General features: G+C 55.3%; 11 protein-coding genes and 3 pseudogenes. 10 read left to right on the top strand and 4 right to left on the bottom strand.

Annotated elements, in window-relative coordinates:
* Nucleotides 1–21 precede the first annotated feature (21 nt).
* The 3 genes and pseudogenes from NO362_RS00200 to NO362_RS00190 all read left to right on the top strand — a co-directional run.
* Nucleotides 22–388, top strand: a pseudogene (locus NO362_RS00200) (hypothetical protein); the annotation flags it as partial.
* A 457-nt stretch (nt 389–845) separates the two neighbouring features.
* A complete protein-coding gene (locus tag NO362_RS00195) occupies nt 846–2,072 on the top strand; it encodes an RNA-guided endonuclease InsQ/TnpB family protein (RefSeq protein ID WP_256545676.1) in 1,227 nt (408 codons plus the stop codon).
* Nucleotides 2,073–2,264: 192 nt separating this feature from the next.
* Complete coding sequence (locus NO362_RS00190; RefSeq protein WP_256545675.1) at nt 2,265–3,014, top strand: TrmB family transcriptional regulator; 750 nt, start codon at nt 2,265–2,267, stop codon at nt 3,012–3,014.
* A 157-nt stretch (nt 3,015–3,171) separates the two neighbouring features.
* On the opposite strand, the gene NO362_RS00185 is transcribed toward NO362_RS00190, so the two are convergent.
* Together NO362_RS00185 and NO362_RS00180 are read right to left on the bottom strand one after the other, a co-directional pair.
* Nucleotides 3,172–4,959 carry a DUF7282 domain-containing protein gene (locus NO362_RS00185; protein WP_256545674.1) on the bottom strand — a complete coding sequence of 596 codons (1,788 nt, stop codon included), beginning with the start codon at nt 4,957–4,959 and terminating at the stop codon, nt 3,172–3,174.
* A gap of 120 nt (nt 4,960–5,079) precedes the next feature.
* A complete protein-coding gene (locus tag NO362_RS00180; protein WP_256545673.1) occupies nt 5,080–5,688 on the bottom strand; it encodes a TetR/AcrR family transcriptional regulator in 609 nt (202 codons plus the stop codon).
* A gap of 275 nt (nt 5,689–5,963) precedes the next feature.
* Here NO362_RS00180 and NO362_RS00175 point away from each other — a divergent pair, with 275 nt between their 5' ends.
* The 5 genes and pseudogenes from NO362_RS00175 to NO362_RS00155 all read left to right on the top strand — a co-directional run.
* Nucleotides 5,964–7,574: a COG1361 S-layer family protein gene (locus tag NO362_RS00175; RefSeq protein WP_256545672.1), complete on the top strand. Its 1,611-nt coding sequence runs from the start codon at nt 5,964–5,966 to the stop codon at nt 7,572–7,574.
* 3 nt (nt 7,575–7,577) lie between these two features.
* Nucleotides 7,578–10,115 (top strand): efflux RND transporter permease subunit, encoded by a 2,538-nt coding sequence (locus tag NO362_RS00170; protein WP_256545671.1) that lies wholly within the window; start codon nt 7,578–7,580, stop codon nt 10,113–10,115.
* 1,044 nt (nt 10,116–11,159) lie between these two features.
* Nucleotides 11,160–14,024 (top strand): BGTF surface domain-containing protein, encoded by a 2,865-nt coding sequence (locus tag NO362_RS00165; protein WP_256545670.1) that lies wholly within the window; start codon nt 11,160–11,162, stop codon nt 14,022–14,024.
* A gap of 273 nt (nt 14,025–14,297) precedes the next feature.
* Nucleotides 14,298–15,554, top strand: coding sequence for an RNA-guided endonuclease InsQ/TnpB family protein (locus NO362_RS00160; RefSeq protein WP_256545669.1), 1,257 nt, complete (start codon nt 14,298–14,300; stop codon nt 15,552–15,554).
* A 46-nt stretch (nt 15,555–15,600) separates the two neighbouring features.
* A pseudogene (locus NO362_RS00155) lies at nt 15,601–15,773 on the top strand (IS5/IS1182 family transposase); the annotation flags it as partial.
* A gap of 575 nt (nt 15,774–16,348) precedes the next feature.
* Here the strand turns inward: NO362_RS00155 and NO362_RS00150 are convergent.
* A complete protein-coding gene (locus NO362_RS00150) occupies nt 16,349–16,786 on the bottom strand; it encodes a transposase (RefSeq protein WP_256545668.1) in 438 nt (145 codons plus the stop codon).
* A 498-nt stretch (nt 16,787–17,284) separates the two neighbouring features.
* Here NO362_RS00150 and NO362_RS14540 point away from each other — a divergent pair.
* Nucleotides 17,285–17,491, top strand: a pseudogene (locus NO362_RS14540) (IS5/IS1182 family transposase); the annotation flags it as partial.
* A 207-nt stretch (nt 17,492–17,698) separates the two neighbouring features.
* Here NO362_RS14540 and NO362_RS00140 read toward each other — a convergent pair.
* Nucleotides 17,699–19,318, bottom strand: coding sequence for a transposase (locus NO362_RS00140; protein ID WP_256545667.1), 1,620 nt, complete (start codon nt 19,316–19,318; stop codon nt 17,699–17,701).
* Nucleotides 19,319–19,435: 117 nt separating this feature from the next.
* Here NO362_RS00140 and NO362_RS00135 point away from each other — a divergent pair, with 117 nt between their 5' ends.
* Complete coding sequence (locus tag NO362_RS00135; RefSeq protein WP_256545666.1) at nt 19,436–20,542, top strand: IS630 family transposase; 1,107 nt, start codon at nt 19,436–19,438, stop codon at nt 20,540–20,542.
* Nucleotides 20,543–20,593 lie beyond the last annotated feature (51 nt).

Genomic DNA, 20,593 nt, shown 5'->3' with positions numbered 1-20,593 from the left:
GTGCTGTTCAGCGAAATTCAAGAGAACCGCCCGATTCGCAACGACTTCCGGTGCCAGCAGTGCACGTTGGAGGCGAACGCGGACTACAACGCGGTCGCCGGATTACATCCGGCGGGCAGCAAAGTCACTGCGTGACTTTGCGACGGCGAAGAACATTCGGATGGGGTATGTCCGTCGGGGCCAACAGTCGTCTCCGCAGACGGCCAACAGCCAACTTGCTTTGAAGTCTGGGATTGTGACGTCCTCTGGGTTCGTCGAAACCTGATGGGTTGCACGAGAACTCGGCTTCCGTGAACGCCGAACAGCGGATTCACCGCCTACCCGGAAGGGTCAGAGGCCGAGTCCACGGACATACCCCCACCCTCAACGAGCGAACCCATCAGGGTGAGCGAAGTAGGGCGGGGGAGTTGACGGAAGAGTCTCTGGCCTCAAGGAGCAAGGGACGGAGCGCCGAGGGAGTAGGGAGAGGTGGTGTTCAGAGAGAAAAACATATACACCTCAATGTCTACCACTCACATTGGGCGCGAAAGATCGTGCCCACTAACGCGTGTCATAGCGCCACTTGATCGTGGTTAGCCTATGGGGATAGGCGAGCTTGATTTTAATCAAGCAAGCCACGATCAATTATAGCGGTAGTGAAGCGAAATACACCGGCTTTACAGTAGTTACTGATGATACGAGTTACCTCCTCACCTGTCACCACGCATTTACAGGCGGTTGAGGCGAATGCCCCGGGGCTTGACCCCGAGGCGGTTCACAGACTGTCCGGGGAATGCAGTTGGTGATGGAACCTCCCGAGCCAGCGAAACCACTAAGCCATTCTCCGTCCCAAATGAGCAGTGAGGATGGCGAATCTAACCGTCACGCGGACCTACGTTGGATCCATCACTAACCACAGTCAGGTGTGTGACGAGTTAGATTCGCTTGGTATTGCTGCCTCAAAGCTGTGGAATGTAGCTCGTTGGACCGCCGAACGGATCCGGGCAGAAACGGGAGAAACACCCGGTGCAGGCCCACTCAAATCGTATTTGAAGAACCACGAGCGGTATCGCGATCTTAATGCCCAATCAAGTCAGCGAGTCATTGAAGAACTCGCTGAAGCATACCGATCGTGGTTTCAGACCCGCGAGCAGAATCCCGCAGCAAGTCCTCCTGGCTACCGGAAATATGGTGAGACTCATCCTCGGTCAACAGTCACCTTCAAACAGATTGGGTTCACCCACGATCCAGAACACAATCGTGTGCGATTGAGTAAAGGATCGAATCTGAAATCGCACTTTTCAGATTTCATCCTCTGTGAGTACGAGACCCGCCCGGATGTTGACCTCTCTGATGTTGATCGAATCCAGCAGGTGCGAGCCGTTTGGACACACGGCCAGTGGGAACTCCACTTCGTCTGTAAGGTTGAGTTATCTGTTGAGTCGACTGGTGATTCATACGCAGGTGTTGCTCTAGGTGGTGGAAACCTCGCTGCTGTTGCACTGCCTGATGAGTACATCCTGTACCCAGGAAACTCAATCAATGAAGATCTTCATTACTTTGCCCAGAATACCCAGCAGGAATCTCCTTCCTCCGTCAATACCTCAACACCCGATGCACAAGGTAGGTGTAAACTCTCCCGTCGCAAGACCCACTACTACCATACACTTACCCGTTCGATAATCGATAAATGTGCGAGTCAAGATGTTGGGACGCTTGCTGTAACATGGCCTCAGGCGTCTGAGTATTCTGATCCTTTATCTCACTCATTTGAACGCCTGTATCAGTATCTTCGATATAAGGCCGAAGAATATGGGATTGATGTTGTCAAGCAGGATTTCAAAAATATCACACACCACTGCTCACGCTGTGGTGCGGGCCCGGGTCCAGAACCTGATACGAACGGTCTCTATATTTGTAAGGAATGTGGCCTTGTTGGGAACCGTGAGTGCAATCGTGCTGAAACAAGTCGACAGTACCTAACTCCGAATCCTCATACAAGGGATAGGAGTAACGGCTGTGTGGCACAGCCATCGGTACACCTGTTTCACGAGAGGCGTGGTGTTTTCACACCACAGCAGAGTGTGTCGTAAACCAGAAATCTCCCACCCGCGGTACGGGAAGCCTCGAGATGATTGCTCATCTCGGGGAGGATGTCACGTTTCGTCGATGTGGGCTGAACCAACGTCATTGATTGTTCCCCTTGTTTGATGCCTCATATGTCACGAGGTAACAACAATATAGAAAACCTGAGTACAGTGGGTAGATAATGAGCTATACCTATAATGGACGAACAAGACGTAGTTGACGCGCTCATTGAGCTCGGGCTCGCTACGTATGAAGCTCGTGTCTTTGTTGCGCTTGTTCAGCTCGGAAGTGGGACAGCGCGTGATGTAGCCGAAATTGCCGACGTCCCGCGGTCGCAGGTGTATACTACTGCCGACGATCTTGAAGAGCGAGGTTTCATTAACAGCCAACAGTCGAATCCTCAGGTTTACCGACCAGTCTCTCTTTCAGAGGTGGAAAACCAGCTCAAGAATCGGTTTGAGAGCAAGCGTCACACAGCATTTAGCCGTCTTGAAGAATTGGAAAAGCAAGCGGAGCCTGCCGCGGAAGAAAGTGAAGATATCTGGACCATCACTGGCGAAGCCGCGATTACTGGTCGGATTATCAAACTCACCCAAGATGCCGAAGAGCGTGTTACGTATTATACGGCCAATCCCCAAAATCTAAACACCGAATTGCTTGTTGAGCTGCAGGCGTGCTGTGACCGTGGTATCGAGGTTCATATTCTCTATGAAAAGGGGAAAGAACTCCCCAAGATTTGGTCTGAACTTGATTGTGTAACTGCAGATTCTATCTCGACCCACAAGCGATATGCCAAAGGCGCTGTGCGGGTTCTTGTCGTTGACTCAGATGTGTTTCTGCTTAGTGTTCTTCGAAGCGAAGCTTCAGCTGAAACCGCAATTTGGAGTTCGCATACCTCTTTTGCAGAAGTGTTTTCACAATTGCTTCTCCAACCGAAATCGGGCTAGCACTTCGCGTTAGCTGAGGAGATTGCAATCTCAGTATCACAGATTTCAATGTCGCACTTGTGAGACGTTCGCTAGTACGACTCTTGTATGTGAAAAAATCGCCTGGCCATATCCAATTGGAAGATTGCTGTTCACTGTGGAGATGAGGGAGCGTGGCTCATCGTGTCCTGCGCCGAGTAATAACTATACTTGCAATAGCGAGCGCTGCAATAACTACAACCGGTGACAGCGGTAGACTGGACTGCGACGTATCCGCCGGAGCTAGGGGTGTTCGGGTTACGACAGGATAGGGGGTTGCAGTCGGTGTGCTCGTTGATGTTGTGGTTTGTGTGGGGGTTGCTGTTTCTGTCTGTACATCTGAGAATTCGACCCACGCAGTGTCATTAATAACCGTCTCTTCCTGTACATAATACGCTGCGTCGGGGTTGTAGGACTGTTCTTCGCCAGCACGGATTAGTTCGGCACGGAGCTCTTGGGACTCAAAAAGGGGCGTACTTAGCTCAGCTGTGATGTTTTCATATTCTCCCGGCTGAAGATAGTCACTCCGCCCAACTGCTGTCCCACTGGTATCTTCAAGACGGACGTAGCCCCCGTCTGGAAGTTCTGCCTGACTGACCAAGACGGATGTCCCATTCGCTGTCTGTGACGGAAGTTCGACCTCTGGATCTGGAGCGACAAGGTGGATACGCTGGGCTGTCTTCGATCGGTAGTTCCAAACCCACAACGTCGCGTTCGTGCCGAGTGGGACCGAGGTAAGGTCAAGTGTTGCCTCAAATCTACCATCCGAACCGACTGGGGCATCATCTAGTTCCAAAAAGGAATTCGATCCTTTTCCCCGCAAACGGACCTCGAGACTTGTACTGGCAACACGATTGGTTTGTCCGGTCACTCTAAAGGTGTCGTCATCCCACGGTTGGTGGACGGAGCCGTTTATTGGTTCTATAGAAACTGATGCCTCGCGGAGAGTAAATGTAGTCGTCGCAAGCGTTGTTTTTTCGTCAACAAACGCACTTTTATCGGTCAAAATCACTGATGTGCGGTATTGATTTGAATCAGTTCGTGAAGAGAGACTGGTATTCGCAGTGTCCCAGACAACATAGATTTCGTCCTCAGCGAAGTTCGGCAGTACGGTGACTGCATCACTATCCGTCGCAACGTACGTTCGAGCCTCTTGATTTGGGTGCGGAGTGGTCTGCTCAACGAGAATGCGAAGGCCATTTGCTGTGGCGCTCCCGGAGAGGTCATCCGGGTTGAGTGCTGTTTCGAGTCCGCTTTCGGTAAATCGTGCAACAGCGTAGTCACGATACGTTATCGTCTCGCCGTCGATCATTGATTCCTCTACGGGGCCAACATTCGCATTGCCGTCTGTGCCATCGCCAAGGTACTCTGAGGGGGTGAGCGAACGTGGTGCTCGATACGCCTCTGCCGTCATTTCTTCGCGGGCTTCAACAGACAGGGTTCGCACATCTCGTTCAACCCCATCAATCAGGAGTCGAAGGGGGTATTTCGCCGGTTTGATGGGGTCATCGAGCGGTTCCGAGTGTAGCGTCGCCGAACCCCCATCAATAAACGTGCCAGCGCTTGCGGCTGTGGTCGTCCGTGTATCAATAGTCACCTCGCTCGTGCCGCTACCTCCGAGGCGCACCGTCGTATTAAATCCGAAATCTTCACCACCGATTATGAGTGTCGCAGAATCTGAGTGGGAGACAGAAATCGTCGTCTCGTCTCCTCGAGTGACGGTTAACCCATCGCCACTAATCGTCCCAGATGCGTCTTCAGCGTCACCAACGATGCCACTTCCATCTCTGAGCGCAGATAGATCTATAGAACCACTGTTGAATTGGGGTTCATCTGATTGGATCTCATTTCCTGCAGCGGGTGCTGTACTACTAACTAGGAGGGCGCATATAATCACGAACGTCAAAAATCCGCGTTTGGAGACCATTTGAATCGGGATTTTCGCTGATATTCAAGGCACAGGTTATAAAATAATGTGGCCCCAGTATCAGGGGAGATAACGACGCCCTTCGCTCAATCGGGTGAACTGCACCACCAGAAAGTCACGTCATTCTGTAGATCCAGCTGTTTCGGAATACACTCGTGTTTCTAGGTATCTCTCGATCTCGGCTCGTGCCTGCTCAATCCAGTTATCGGTGTCCATCGCACACCGAAGCAGGGCTCCATCGAAGAACAGGACGAGCGTTGCTGCGACGGAATCTGGATCCACATCACGGAAAGCACCTTCCTGGATTCCGGCGGCAAGGATCTCTGAAAGGTAGTTTTTAAACACTTGGTCGCTTCGGTCAAAGTGGCGGCGATAGCGTTCGTCGTGAGCAGCCCGGGCCCGTAATTCGAGCAAGGTGCGTGGTCGCGTCGATTCGGCCAGTGCGTTGAATGTCTGGATGAGAAATTGTTCAAGCCGATCTTGCGGAGCTACAACGTCAGTCTCTGTGAGGTCTGACTCAAATTCATCTAAGAGGAAATCAAGCGTTTCGAGAACAAGTTCGTCCTTGTTTTCATAGTGGTAGTACAATAGGCTTGTACTCTTATCGAACTCCTCCCCAATCCGTTGGATCGTCAGGTCTGAATAACCATACTTATCGAGTGCTCGATAGGTGGCTGCAAGGATCTCCTCTCGCGTTTCCTGCGGGTCGTCAAACGGGTCGTTGTTCACTGCTTTGACCGCACACGTGGTGTGATTCGTTCAAATAGCTGGACGGCCCTCCCCATAATCAGCAACCTGCGTTTCCCCATCCGCTGTCGAGACATACCTAGTTGAGTTGGATATACTACCTTAAGCTATTTGATTGAACAAACAATCAAAAAGTGTATAACACGAGCGCGTAAGTACAAGACAATGGGTCTCTCTGTCATCTCGGAAAGCACTCCAGCGCGAGATTCATACCTCCGTGCGAGAGCTGATGAGGCTTCCAGTCGCTCGACTGAGCAATGGAGGCTACGATGAAGGCCGGCGGCCGGGCACTCGTTGCTGGGTTTGTGCTACTCGTTCTTGTTGGGACGACTGGGACACCAGCGCTTGTTGCCGCACAGGAAAGCAGTGGAGTCACGTCAGGAGAGCCGGATCTTGAAGTATACCTCCCGGATAACGAACTTGCGCCTGGAACTGAGGAAACGGTCACGTTCCAGATTGCGAACGATGGCGAGGTTGACTATGGATCTGCTGTTGAACAGGTTACGACTGCCCGCGGTGTTAGCCTCGAAATCGAGGACAGTGGTCCGTTCGAAGTGAAAACGGGCGAAACGCCGATTGGCCCGATCCGAGATGGGCAAGTGGGCGAAGTGACCCAGCGTATCGCCGTCCCGGAAAATATCAAACCGGGAACTTACGATGTCGACGTACGCGTCCGGTATGATTATACCAACCGTGTCACCTCAAGCGGAACCCAGCGCCTCTCAGCAAGCGAACGGCAGACTGTTACTATCCGTATCCCCGACGAACCGCAATTCGCTGTTTCTGATGTCGAGACCAACGTCGCCCCTGGCGCAAGCGGGGATGCGACCTTTGAGATTGAGAATATTGGAACACGTACGGCCCGCAACACGCGGGCGACGATCACCGGCGGCGGCGGAGTCGTCGTCGACGGGGGGACCGCTGAGGAAGTACTCGGCAACTTGGGACCTGGGGAGTCGACAACGGTCACGGTCCGTGCTGCAATCGATGAATCAGTCGGCGACGACGGATCTAAGCCCCTGTCCGTGGCATTCACCTATGATGATAAGAATGGGGTTGAACAAGAAGGAGACACTCTCACTGCGAGCCTTGCGCCTGCACGGGAGTTGAAATTCTCTATTGAGGAGGTGCAAAGTTCGCTCCGGGTAGGCGAGACTCAGACCGTCTCGGGGACGGTCACGAACGAGGGGCCGCGGACTGCTGATAATGCCGTGGTCACTCTTAGCGATCCTGGCCCAACGATCACGCCGATCGAAACCTCTGTTGCTGTGGGTTCGCTTGATCCAGGTGAGTCTGCGTCCTTCGCCTTCGATGTCGAGGTGACGAGCAGTGCTGTTGCTGGGCCGCGTCAGTTTGAATTCGGCGTCAACTACTGGGACCAAGAGAATACGAAACTTCAGTCTGACACGCTTCCAGCTCGCGTCGGTGTTAGCCAAGGGACCCCCGAGTTCGATGTTGACCCAATTAACGCGACGTTCAGTGCAGGCTCTGGCGGCGAGTTTGAGCTAACTGTGACGAACACTCGTGACTATGCGGTTTCGGACGTTTCCGCGAAGATCTATATGGACTCTCCACTGTCGTCGTCCGACGATGAGGCGTTCATTGAACGACTCGAACCCGGCGAATCACAGACAATTCGCTTCCAACTCAGCGCAGATAATGGAGCGACGGCGAAGACCTACCCAGTGAAGATGGACTTCCAATATGACGAACCGGACGGTGACACGATTATATCAGACACGTACCAAGTGCCAGTTCAGGTAACGGAACAGTCTGGCGGTGGCGGACTCCCCATCTTCCCCATCGCGGCCGTCCTCGTCGTATTGCTCGCTGGTGGGGGATATCTCTACTACCGTCGACAGGACTGACCGATGCAGTTCGACTACCAGCGGTTCGTCGACTGGGCCGACGACAAGATCGTCAACTACTCCACGCGGGTGATTCTGACGTTCTTGCTCGTCACGGCGCTCTTCGCGGTCGGCCTGGGTGGCGTTTCGACCGAGTCGGGGACCCAGCAGTTCGCCGAAGATATTCCCGCGGCGGATGCGCTCGAACGGATCGAAAACGAATTCCTGCCGGTCTTCTCGCCGAGTCCCGGTAGCACACAGCTCGTGCAAAAGGACGCCAATGTCCTCTCGAAGCAGTCGTTGCTCGCGATGCTCAGGGCACAGGAGGCGCTCGAAGATCGAAACGATATGTATGTCACCGAGACTTCCTCGGCTGCATCCATCGTTGCCCAGACGATCGACCCGTCGGCGACGACGCTCGAAGAGCAGATCATCGCGCTGGAACGGGCGACTGGGTCAGAAATCCGCCGGGCCGTGCGTGAGAACGCGGACAACCCCGGCTTCACGGGCACACTGAGCAACGACTTCAACCGGAAGGCGGCGTCGGCGTCGTCGACGATCGGCGTCGTCACGCACGATCTGCCGCAGGACGTCGGCGGCGGTGGGTCCGGACAGTCGGGCGATAGCCCGATGACTCCGATCCAGAACCAGGCCCAGCGGATCATCGACGCCGAACTGGACGCCGACATCACCGTCTTCGGGAGCGGGATCATCGCCGACGAGTTCGGGACTGTCGTTACCGATTCACTGCTCATCGTCACGCCCGCGGCCGTCCTCCTCATCGTCGGCTTCCTCGTCGTCGCCTACCGCGACCTGCTAGACCTGCTGTTGGGCGTCATTTCGCTCGGGATGGCCGTAATCTGGACGTTCGGCTTCCTCGGACTTGCGGGCATCCCGTTCAACCAGATTATGATCTCGGTCCCGCCGTTGCTTCTGGCGGTCGGGATCGACTTCGGAATCCACGCGATCAACCGCTATCGGGAGGACAGAGCGACCGGCCTCGACGTCGAGGAGGCGATGACCGTCGCGACCGATCAGTTGCTCGTCGCCTTCTTCATCGTCACCGGCACCACCGTCATCGGCTTCCTCTCGAATCTCGCCTCGGACCTGCCGCCGATCCGCGACTTCGGGATCGTTGCCGGCGTCGGCATCATCTTCACGTTCCTGATCTTCGGCATCTTCCTCCCCGCCGCCAAGGTGTGGCTCGACCGCCGCCGCGAAGGATGGCCGATCCCAACCTTCAGCCAACGCCCTCTTGGTGAGGAAGGATCGAGTCTTGGGCAAGTTCTCTCGATCGGCGTCACGCTCGCGCGGAAAGCGCCAGTTGTCATCCTTATCCTTGGACTAGTCTTCAGCGCAGGAGCCGGTGTGTATGCGACAGGTGTGGACACGTCATTTTCACAGGAGGACTTTCTCCCACCAGAAGAAGTCTCACCGCTGTTGAAGTCGCTGCCCGAACCATTCGCACCCAGCGACTACGGCGTCGTGGCGACGCTCAACTTCCTTGAAGACAGATTCACGAGAACACAGGGGGGATCTGTAACGATATACGTAGAGGGCCGGATGGAGAACGACGCCGCTCTTGAGGAACTGTACCGTGCCGGTGAGAATCCACCCGAGGAATTCGTCGACGCTGGGGATCGACGTGCGGAGGCCACGAGCATCGTGACGATTATCCAGGACCACGCAGAGCAGAACCCCGAGTTTGCCGCGCTAGTTGAGCGGAACGACCGCAACGACAATGGCGTACCAGATGACAGCCTCCCGACGATCTACCGTGAGTTAGAACAGTCCTCAGTCGGTGACCGGGCCTCGCAATACCTCGCCAATGACCACCGAAGCGCACGTATCGTCTACTCAATCTCGGCAGATGCCTCAAATAGTGAGGCGACAATAGCAGCTCGTGAGGTCGCCTCCGAGCGCTTCCGGATGGACGCGACTGCAACGGGGAACACCGTTGTCTTCCAGGCGGTCTCAGACCTCATCTTTGAGTCTGCAGTGACGAGTCTCGCGATCGCACTTGGATTGACTGTGGTCTTCTTGGTGGTCGTCTACTGGATCTTGGAGGACTTCCCCTCACTAGGCGTTGCGAACCTCGTACCAATTGTTGTTTCCGTCTCAGCCGTCGCCGGGACGATGCGCGCACTCGGTATATCGTTCAACGCGTTCACGGCGACGATCCTCTCTCTCACAATTGGATTAGGAATTGACTACTCAGTGCACGTCGTCCACCGATTCATTGACGAGCGCCGCGAGCGCCCGCTATTTGAAGCCCTAGAACGGACTGTCGTCGGGACTGGCGGAGCCCTACTGGGAAGTATGGCAACGACCGCCTTTGGGATCGGCGTGCTTGTGCTGGCTGTTCTCTCCGTCCTTGGTCAGTTTGGTGTGCTGACAGCTATTTCGATCGTCTACTCATTCCTCGCGTCACTGTTGATCCTGCCGTCGGCGCTCGTTCTCTGGGATTGGGTAGTCAACGGAGACCCTGAATCCCCTCTCGGCCACCCTGATAATCAGTCGGGTGCAGCAGAAGATGACTCGCACGATAGTGCCCCTCTCTGAAAGCTATAGTAGCACTTGCAATTGGTTGCGCAACCGATCGGAAGACGAATATGCAGCGGAACTGGGGACTGCATTGAGGTTTTTTTTTATCGGCATCCGGACTAAGCGCGTGTTCAAGACTTGGGCAGATCACCCTGCGAGCGATCGTATGAGTGAGAATACCCGGATGCTACCATAGTCTGGTGTAAACGGCCTCGCGAACTGCGCTACTAGGCCTTTTCGTCCTCTACGTTGCTTGACAAATATATCGAACTGGGAATAGAAAATCTTCTGGCAACCTCTAGCAACCTAATTCTGTATGGCACAACTATCGATACAGCGAACCGAACTCGTGAGTCGGCTCAGGTGGTGACGGTAGCGCTTGTTCCGACAGACGCGGACGAGCCGGCTACGGAGAGCCAGCTTGGCGCTTGGTTTCGGTGTCGCTGCTGCTCCACTGAGAGCCGTTCAAGATTCTCAACCCGAGATCTAATATGATTTAAAATTTATACTTGTGTGATATACCAATCTAATTACTTATTTGCGGTGGTCACATCCACGAGCTAGTTGTTGCTGTCGCTCGCGACGATCCAGATCACATTTCTCGATGAGTGATTGACTGCTGAGCTGTAAATCCTTCTCGATATTATAGCCTAGAATGCCCGAGTAAAAGACTCTTACCGGACATTAAGAAGTTCATAACCAATACGGTACACTGCGAGAAGCGAGAACACAGCCGGACAGCGAGCGGAAATTCTGTTCTCATCTCTTGGGACTTCTGTGCTCAAGATCTGGTTCGAGTTAAGCATATCTTACTCTTTTCTGATATTGTTATAATCTTCATTTAATACAGAAGACATTTAACGACCTCGCTGTATGGTATTATCGCCCCTACCCCCCAAAGTCAGCCTCAGTTCGGAGTATTCAGTCATCCCTGGTGATCGGACGGACGATGTGGATGTGTCGTCGTCCATTGCAGCGGGCAATGGCTGCTCGAAACGCCTGGGGCTGCATCCAAATACGACCAAGACAACTATGACAAACTATAGACGAAAGGCACGTGCTGTGTTCCTTGCCGCACTGATGGTCCTCAGCGTTTCCGCTGGGACTGTCGCGTTTGCGGGCACAGCGGCTGCTGATGCGAGTACCATCACAGTTGAGAGTGCTGACGACGTACCGATCCAACAAGACGAAGTGACACAAGAATTTGAGCTTAGTGTCGAATTCACTGACGACAGCTCAGATACGATTACCATCAACGGCATTCCGGCTGCCGTTTCAGTCGAGAATATCGACGTACGGTCGGGCAATACAAGCCAAGTCACGGTCACTGACACTAGCACGGGTGGCCCCTCCTTCGAGCTCCAGAGCCAGGTCGACGGAACGACCACCACAACTGTGTACGTGTCTCTTGAGCACGACACTTCAGCTCTGGGCGCAGGCGCCATCACGACTGGAAACGGTGCCTCCTTCGACTTCGTGGGTGGGTCTGCCACCGGCACAGCTACCTTCGACATCGTTGCAGGCAACGACGCCCAGCTGAACTCGGGCTCGACATACTGGCAGGGACAGGAGTCTGCCGTCTTCATCACTGGCACCTCCACAACCGTTGCTGGGGTGACAATTGAAGACGACGACCAGATCCAGATCCGTGAGTACGACACGAGCGGCGACGATCCACAGATCGGCTCGCTCGAAGATGAGTTCAGCCTCGAAAATGGCTACGCTGACATCAATACTGATGATCTCGACGGCGAATACGTCGTTACTCCAGCCTCCGACAGCACCATCGCGCTTGAAATTACCAATGGAGAGATTACGGATGGATTTGCAGAGAATAACCTCGCTGGTAACACGGTCGCGTGGGAAGTCACTACGCAGGATCTGAGCATTGACTTTGACGAGGACTCTGTCAACAACGGTGAAACTGATAGCACATCCGAACTCGATCTCAACACAAACCGTGGCAGTTCCGACATTGAGGTAACTGCTGACGGTCTCGACGATCAAGAACTCCTTGACATCTTCTCGGCCTCGGCGTTCAACGCTCAGCCGCTGCCGAGCTACGATGACGACTCTGACGATACGATCGTCCTCAAGAATATCGGTGACGTGACCGAAGATACCGAGTTTGAGGACATCGAAGCGGGCGAGTACGAGTTTACCTTCGAGGTCACCGATACGACTGCCTCTGATTCGGGAACCGTTGAAGTCACCGAGGCCGACGTAGATGCGGGCTTCACGCAAGGCGTCACAACGGAAACAGCTGGTGACATCGCAAACATCACCGTCTCGCTTGACGACACCGACAGCACGTTCGTGCAGTTCGGTGACGAAGACGCTGGTTTCGTCGACATCCTCTACCTTGAGGACGACGACGATGATGACGAAGTCTCCTTCCGGGTCAACCTTCGGACACTCGGAACGAAGGGTGCTGATCAAGTCTACGACTCCGAAGACGATATTGTCGAGAGCCAGATCCACGGCGGTATCGACACGCCTGATACTGGCCCAACCTTCTGGGATGAGGAGGTGGACAGCACTCCGGACTACACGTTCAACGAGTATCTTGAGGAGCTTGACCTGATCGACAACGCGAATAATGAGGACGGGACGGATCAACTCACGCGGCCGCTACAGCCCGCGGAGTACGACCTGACCGCCGCGTCTGACGGCCAGTTCATCATCAACGATGACGGTGAGTCTACGGCTGATGAAGAACTTGACTCCGCACTACTTGAGCTGACCACTCCCGGTATCGAAGGTATCACGATCCACAAAGCTCCGGCCGACAACGCCGACCAGGATGACACTGTATCCGAACTTGTCGACTCAGCGACGGCGATCGAAGATGGTGGCGAAATCGCCATTGACGACCGTCTCGTCGTCCAAGTGCAGGCCTCGGGCCTGTACGGCGCAACTGTGGAAGAGACAGGTGATTTCGACACACTTGAAGATGGAACCACCCTCGACGACTTCGCCGAAATCTTCGCGAACATCAACGATGGTGACCAGTGGGACGGCGAAGGGATGAATCTCGTCGTGGAAGCTGAAGACGCGACTGGCAACCAAGATGCAACCACGCTGAACTACGATTCGACATCCACAACCGACGCCTTCGTGCTCTTCGACGAGGAGAACAACCAGTTCTTCATCATCGCGGACACGAGCGCGAGCAACGCCTTCGACGGTGATGTTGAGGATGGCTCCGACTTCTCGGCCTCGCTCGAATACGAGACCGACGACGAAGACCTCTATGAGTTCGACTACGGTGTTGCTCCGTGGGGAACGAACCCATACAGCGGTGACGCTGGCGGTAACCTAGGAAATGGTGCCGATGCCGCGTACCCGTTCCTCTCGACTGATAGCACGCAGTCCGAAGAGACTACGTTCTCGATGGCTGAGCGCGATGTCAGCTTCGACAACGTAAACAATGCAGGTGTCCTGCAGGTTCCGGCCAGCTCGGACGCAACGATTTCGGGCACGACGAATGTCGCACCCGGCTCGGACGCTGAAGTGCGCGTCTCCTCGACTGAGGCGGACGTCTCATTCCGAACCACGGCCTCAGCGACGATTGACGATGACGGCACGTTCAGTACGACCTTCGACTTCAGCGAGCAGTCGGCTGGTGACCTGGCAGAAACCTCCTTCCGTGTGAGCGGTACGACGGTCGACACAGTCGATACCGAGCTCGTTGAATCGGTCCAAACAGAGACGCCTGAACCAGGTACGGAGACGCCCGAACCTGGCACCGAAACTCCTGAACCAGGTACGGAGACGCCCGAACCTGGCACCGAAACCCCTGAACCAGGTACGGAGACGCCCGAACCTGGCACCGAAACGCCGACCAGCACACCTGGCTTCGGTGTCGTTGTTGCGCTGACAGCGCTCATCGCTGCGGCGCTACTCGCGATCCGCCGCGAGAACTAAGCTTCTCGCGAGCTACCGTCTTCAACGACGACGGGGCGACCGGCGGCTAATCTGAACCACCGGACGTAGTCCGGTCCCTTCGGTTTTCAATTTCTCTTCGATAGGCGAAAACAAGCTGCAGTACTGGCTAAGTATTCGTCCTTCAACTGAGGCGGTAGCGCGGAGTCCCCTTCCTCAAGGAACGAGCGGAGCGAGTGAGTAGGGAGGGGAGGAGCGCGTTCGTATAGACAATGAACACTGGCTTATAAGTAGCAGTGGGTCCACATTGAAACTGTGGCAGACGACTACGTGCGTCGGACGGCAATCACTCGTCTCGAAGTTACGGACGAGCAACGCGACTTCCTCGAAGAAACCATCTCCGAGTGGAAGCGTGGTTGCCAACTCGCCACCGATATGGCGTGGAACGTCTGCAACGCTAAGAGCGACGTCCAGCCCCTCGCCTACGACGACGTACGCGAACACACCGACCTCGGCAGTCAGCACGCGATTCTCGCCACCCACCAAGCCGCCCAAGCCATCACTGGCTGTATCGAACGCCGCTCGGAAGGCAAGACGGTGAGCAAGCCCACCTTCACCGCACCGACCGTGAAATACGATACGCGGACTATGACACTGTTCGACGACGACACGGTGTCTCTCTCCACCACGGAGAGTCGCGTCCGGTGTGACCTTGCGCTGCCCGATGCCGACGATGGCTACCAACGGCAGTACCTTGACTCCGACGAGTGGAGTGTCACGGAAAGCACGCTCACCGCCCGTGACGGTGAGTACTTCTTGCATATCGGCTTTCGCCGATCGAAGAACGACACCGAGCGGAACACCGCCGAGGACGGAACGGTCCTCGGGGTTGACCTCGGTATCGAAAACCTCGCCGTCACCAGTACGGCGTACTTCTTCAGCGGGCGGAAGCTAACCCACGACCTCCGTGAGTTTGAGAAGGTACGTGCTGGACTCCAACAAACCGGGACGCGAAGCGCCCACCGAACGCTCGAACAGTCGAGTGGTCGTGAACTTCGCTACGTCCGTGACGTACTCCACCAAGCGTCCAACGCTATCATAGACGAAGCACTCCGATACGACTGTGACATAATTGCGTTCGAGGACCTAACCCATATCCGCGACCGAACGGGTGCGTCGTGGGGGCACAAATGGGCGTTCCGAACGCTGTACGAGCAAGTGGAGTACAAGGCCGAGGCAGAAGGTATCTCGGTGAAGCAAGTGGGGTCGGCGTATACGTCTCAGCGGTGCGCCGAGTGTGGGTTCACGGCGGATGAGAACCGCCCGACTCGAAACGACTTCCGGTGCGTGAAGTGCGAGGCGGAAGCGAACGCGGACTACAACGCGGCGAAGAACATCGGGATGCGGTACGTCCGTCGAGGCCAACAGTCGTCTCGGCGGACGGGCGACAGTCAACTTGCCCTGAAGTCTGGAACAGTGACGCCGAGCGACGGATTCACCGCCCACCCGGAAGGGTTCGAGGCCGAGTTCATGGACAAGCCCCGTCCTCAACGAGCGCGTCAGCGCGAGTAGGGCGGGGTAGTTGACGTCATCCCGTCACGCAGTGTCTCTGTGGCACCATATTGAGGCTATCCAGTACAACGACGCCACCTCATGGAACTACGATCCAACAGCCGAGGAGTACTACTACGGGTTCGGTTGTACGATCATCTCGACTGGAGCAAAATTCCGATCGCGGCGGAGTTCACACAAGCCAACCAAGCGTCCCAAGAGATGGCGATGCGCGTCACATAAGTGATCACTGTAACTTCTGAAGGTCCGGGAAGGAATGTCTCGATCTAGTCACTAGCAAAACTGAGACGGTGGCTCAGCCGAAGGAACGTCTCTGTGACAAACTCTTTGAAGTGGTCTTTGCCCTCGGAGGTCGTTGGTGAGATCTCGCGTTTCAGATCTTTCCACAGCGGAGCGTGTCATAGAACTCTTCACACACTATAGTCAGTCTGTTTACTGTTATAATAGGTTATTAGCTTAGAAGTACGTGCACTCAGTGCACGAAGTTTAAAATCAGTTAGAGAGTGCCCTTTCGTTTCCGAATAATGATTTCTCGCACCCGTTCAACGTGGTCCGTCTCGGATTGAACGAACGCTGTGAGGATGGCTTCAACAATCTCGGAGCGACTGGCTCCGAGATCGTCACACTCAGCGACCAATTCATCCACTTCTCGCACGATTTCCTCGTCAACAGCGACGCCGAACTTCTCTTTCGCCATAGCTAAAACAATCTGAGAACAGCGTGCACCAAGTGTACGGCGGTTTCAACTTGTCTAAGCTGACTCAGCGAACCATGTGAACTCTTCTATGACACGCTCACAGCGGCTTAATCGTGTTCAACGTCGGTGAGTATGGGAGAATAAAGACGAACTCGATGCCGAGTTCGTCGGCCCGTTCTTGCGTGAGTTTCGCGTGGTGAGAGCCGTAGTTATCGGCCACGAGCAGAATCCGGCCCCGTGGATTCTGCTCGCGGATCTCTTCAAGTACTTCGATCATTGTCTCCTTCACTAACCGCTCCTTGTACGTGATCACGCTCTGGCCAGTCAGTGCGTAGAACCCAATCGACCGCCACGGCACCGCTACTAATGGCTTCTCTATCTGGGCAGTACGATCATACGACCACATCCGCTGAGAGTTCTCGAACGGCTGTGGCCACGCTTCACCGAAAGAGTCCCAAGACGACAGGACCAGCCTCCTTAGCATCGTCCTCGCTGACCGCCTTGCCGAGGCGCTCGGCGAGAATCTTCTGGTCATTCTCGGGGGCTTCGAGGATCCATTGGACGTGGTTTGGCGTAATGCATTCCTGAGGTCCGAAGCTTTCGGGCAAGATGTGTCGGGTGGTAGGTAACGCTGTAGCGATCTTCGATGAGTTTGTGAATTTCGCGTGGCGGCCAAGGCTGGCCGTCTTTGAGGGTCGTACAGACCTCGTCCCACTGGGCCGGGACAAGCTTCTGCGACCGCCCGCCGACGAAGCGTCAGGGCAAGCCTTCGATAACTTTATGATTTCACGCGCGTGCGCGCCAACTACTACCCCGGCTGAGAGACGTCAACAGCCTCACCCGCCTGCTGTTGGGTTTTTCCGTCGTAGAAGTTTATGATAAAACAGAGTCGCCGGACAAGACGGAGTGGTCAGCACAACTTCTGAACTGGCAGGGATAGACGACGAGAATCACGATCTCTCAACGCAGTCGTCCGGTTCTCTGTGCCGTGGCCAGCGTCCATCAGTGGGTTCAACAGTTCCGCTGATCACTCAACGCGGACGACCTGCGGGCCGTCGTTGCCGACAACGGCTTCCAAGACTGACACACCGAATACGAGCTCTCCGCGTATGATCTCGAGAACCGTGTTCACCTCCGAAGATCGAAACCGATGGCTGTCGCACACAACGCACTCAACCAACTGGCCGGCTACACCCAGCGGTGGATGACAGAGACATCCTACTCAACGACCAAACGAACGCAGGACATAGTCAGGTGTTCGGAATGTGCATCAGCGAGCGATGAGCGTCAATTTACTACACCGATGGGTGAAATGAAAAGTGAGAGCTGTCTGTTCAACTCCGCACTCGAAGACCGCTATCGTTCATTCCTGGTGTGATTCACTCGAAAATAGAATGGGTGAGCAGAGATATCTCTCACAAGTCGGCGTTCCGCCGCCGCGGAACGCCTACGTCACAGGTGCCTCCTTGCGGACGACATTCAGGAATGTCCGCGCAGGCACGCGTGGTTTCAGTCGCTGGTCAATGTCGAGGCTGACCTGCACCAGCAGGTCAACGAGCAACCACATATCGTACAGAATCACTGCAAAGCCGAAGTAGAACACTCGAACGGCGGTGTTTCGTGAAGTCGTCCACGCGAGGAAGTCCTTGATCGACTTGTAGCTGTTCTCTATTCCCCATCGGCGGGCGTACCGCCGCATCACGCGGCGGGTACGCCCCCGCGCCTTCTTTGTCGCGTCACTTACCGAGAGGTTCGTCACGAACGTCACCGTTGCATCTTCCTTCCGATCCGAGGGAACCCCGACCAGCGTCGGGGTGACCGTTACACTGCCACCCACGATGGTTCCTTCCATCTCGTGATTCTGTTTAACGCCGACGTCGTGGTCTATGTCCTGTACAAACCGCTTGACTGGGTCATCCGAGGATTTTCGGATGAGATAGCAGAGGCCCGCCTCTTCGACCGCGTGGATCACGCCGACGCCGTCGAATTCGGCGTCGGCGTAGACCGTCCCAATCGAAACAGAGTCACTCGCTATTTCGAGCAGTTGCTCAACGAGAACTCGCCGAGGGATGTAGCCGCGGAGCGGCCGCATCCCGAGCGTGAACTTCACTTCTTCCCCAACGATCGAGACAGTCGCCATTTTGTAACACCACGAGTACGATTTGCTCGGTGGTGCGCCTGTACTCATCTGGAACTCGTCACGATCACCGTAGTAGGCGATATAGGTGATATCGATCGCCACATCGACGTGGCGATCGATCGAATAGTATTGCTCAGCAGCCCACATCATCGTTCCAATCGCTCCGTTGACCATCGAGGCGATCTCGATCGCCTCGAGTTGCTTGATGTAGTGGAGATGCGTATCACCGTCAGGACCGCCGTTTTCGCGGGTTGTTTCCTCGTCGAAGATCCGGCTTCCCTGGTTGGCAGCAGTCCCGGTCAATCCGAGGTAGCTCTGGAGATCGAGGAACGCGGTATCATCATACCGCGTTCCGTCGTCCGGTCGATCGAGGTCAATCGCTGGAAACACGATCTGACAGAGGGCCTCCGTAACGTCCTTTGCTTTGCCTGTGACGTAGCGTTGTTCCGAGCGGTTGGAAAGGTCGCTCTTGTCTTCAGGGGTAAGCGCACGCAGTCCGAGCGGGTTGCCCATCTCGTGGGCAACCACGAGGATACATTCAGCAGATGTTCGGATAAAAGCTTGAAGCCGGTTGGGGAACCGGTCGCGCCAGGCGCGACCGAGTGTGGTCCGAGCCGGTGCAGCTTTGTCCCCAGCGAAGTGGTCGGGATCAAAGCCGAGCGTGCTGGCACGCTCGGCAGTCGCGAGGTAGTCGTGGAGTTCTGTCGTCGTGAAGCCGGCGAGCTCCTTGCAATAGAACGCTCGTACCATCGACTCGTAGCTGTAGTGAGCGTTCCATTCGGTTTTCCCAACTTCGTAGACTGCAGTCTCACTGAAGTCAAACCCACGGACCACAGTCAGAAGGTCCGTGTCTTTGTGAATCAATTCCTCGGCCTGTTGTTCGAGTCTGCTGATCGCAGACTCGAACTGGGATGTCGTTTGAGACATCGCTTTACAGTTGGCCAGCAATCGGAGTCAGTCACCCGCCTCGTGCACAGAATCTGTCGTTCCGAACTCCTGATAGTGGTTAGGGGAAGTTATGGAGGTAGCGTCTAATATGAGAGTATGTCTGAAGATCGCCGCAAAGAGATCGTCCGTCACCTCAGTGAGGACGATCTCAACCGACTCCTAGCGGAGTCTACTGATGAGAAACTCACTGAGCGGCTGATCTTCATCAAACGTCTCTACAAGGGAGCGACGCTGGAGGACGCTGCCGACGACGTCGGCAGGTCCTCCGGGACAGGAACACGCTGGGCCCACCGGTGGAACGAGGGCGGTCTCGGTCTCCTGATGCCGAACTTCGGGGGCGGCAGGCCTCCGAAGCTCGGCGAGGACCAACGCGAACGCCTCTTGGAACTTCTTCGTGACGGCCAGCCGTGGAAGAAACAAGAGATACAGCACCTCATCAACGAAGAATTCGACGTAGAGTTTCACCCGGTCTACCTGAGCACCTTCCTCGATAAGCTCGGTCTTTCCTACGCAATTCCGCGGACTAAGCGCCCATCACGTGCGGAGAACGCTGAGGAAGTTCTCGACGAACGCGTCGCTGACGCGTTCGACGAGGAGCCTGACGACACTCCACACAACAAACGCGACGGAGACGACGAGGAAGGCTGGGTCGTTGACGAGGATATCCGGACGGATGGCGGAACCGTCCTTGGATTTCTCGACACGTCCCATCCGCAGCCGTGGGATAACTCACAGCGACTCTACACCGTGGATGATCCGCACATTACCCGACCGCTGGTGAAGTTAGACGAACCAGCGGTCGGGTTCTATGCACTCAACGGCCAGAGCGTCGTCAGCTTCCCTGAAGATCAGACGAAAGAGCGGATTTGCGAGTGTCTCGAAGGGATCCGCGAGCAGAATCCGGGTCAGCGGATTCTGCTCGTCTTGGACAACTTCTCTTCGCACGTGTGCGAGTACACGCGTAGGCGAGCCCACCAACTCGGCATCGGTCTCGTGTTTCTCCCGGTTGGCTCTCCGGATCTCAACCCAATCGAGCAGGTCTGGAAGAGCCTCAAGTGGGAAGCATCACCGCTAATTGTGGAGAGCGCGGCAGAATACCGCGCTCTCCTCACTGAGCTCTTTGAGCAACTTACAACTCAGCTGAGTTTCGCAGCCTCGTGGATCGACAAGTATCTCGGCGGATACCTCCAGAAGTTACGCTAGGTACTACGCCCTGCGTTCGCAGTTCTGGTTACCGACAGTTCCGAGATTGCC

The sequence above is a fragment of the Halobellus inordinatus genome (genome assembly GCF_024498335.1).
Taxonomy (GTDB): Archaea; Halobacteriota; Halobacteria; order Halobacteriales; family Haloferacaceae; genus Haloquadratum; species Haloquadratum inordinatus.
Note: the sequence above shows the minus strand (reverse complement) of the source record. Positions and strands in the feature narration are given on the sequence as shown.

Bases quoted from the DNA above. Each gene is read 5' to 3' on its own strand.
- NO362_RS00135 (WP_256545666.1), top strand. From the start codon at position 19,436: ATGTCTGAAGATCGCCGCAAAGAGATCGTCCGTCACCTCAGTGAGGAC.
- NO362_RS00185 (WP_256545674.1), bottom strand. From the start codon at position 4,959: ATGGTCTCCAAACGCGGATTTTTGACGTTCGTGATTATATGCGCCCTC.
- NO362_RS00190 (WP_256545675.1), top strand. From the start codon at position 2,265: ATGGACGAACAAGACGTAGTTGACGCGCTCATTGAGCTCGGGCTCGCT.
- NO362_RS00170 (WP_256545671.1), top strand. From the start codon at position 7,578: ATGCAGTTCGACTACCAGCGGTTCGTCGACTGGGCCGACGACAAGATC.
- NO362_RS00140 (WP_256545667.1), bottom strand. From the start codon at position 19,318: ATGTCTCAAACGACATCCCAGTTCGAGTCTGCGATCAGCAGACTCGAA.
- NO362_RS00175 (WP_256545672.1), top strand. From the start codon at position 5,964: ATGGAGGCTACGATGAAGGCCGGCGGCCGGGCACTCGTTGCTGGGTTT.
- NO362_RS00195 (WP_256545676.1), top strand. From the start codon at position 846: ATGGCGAATCTAACCGTCACGCGGACCTACGTTGGATCCATCACTAAC.
- NO362_RS00150 (WP_256545668.1), bottom strand. From the start codon at position 16,786: ATGACCAGAAGATTCTCGCCGAGCGCCTCGGCAAGGCGGTCAGCGAGG.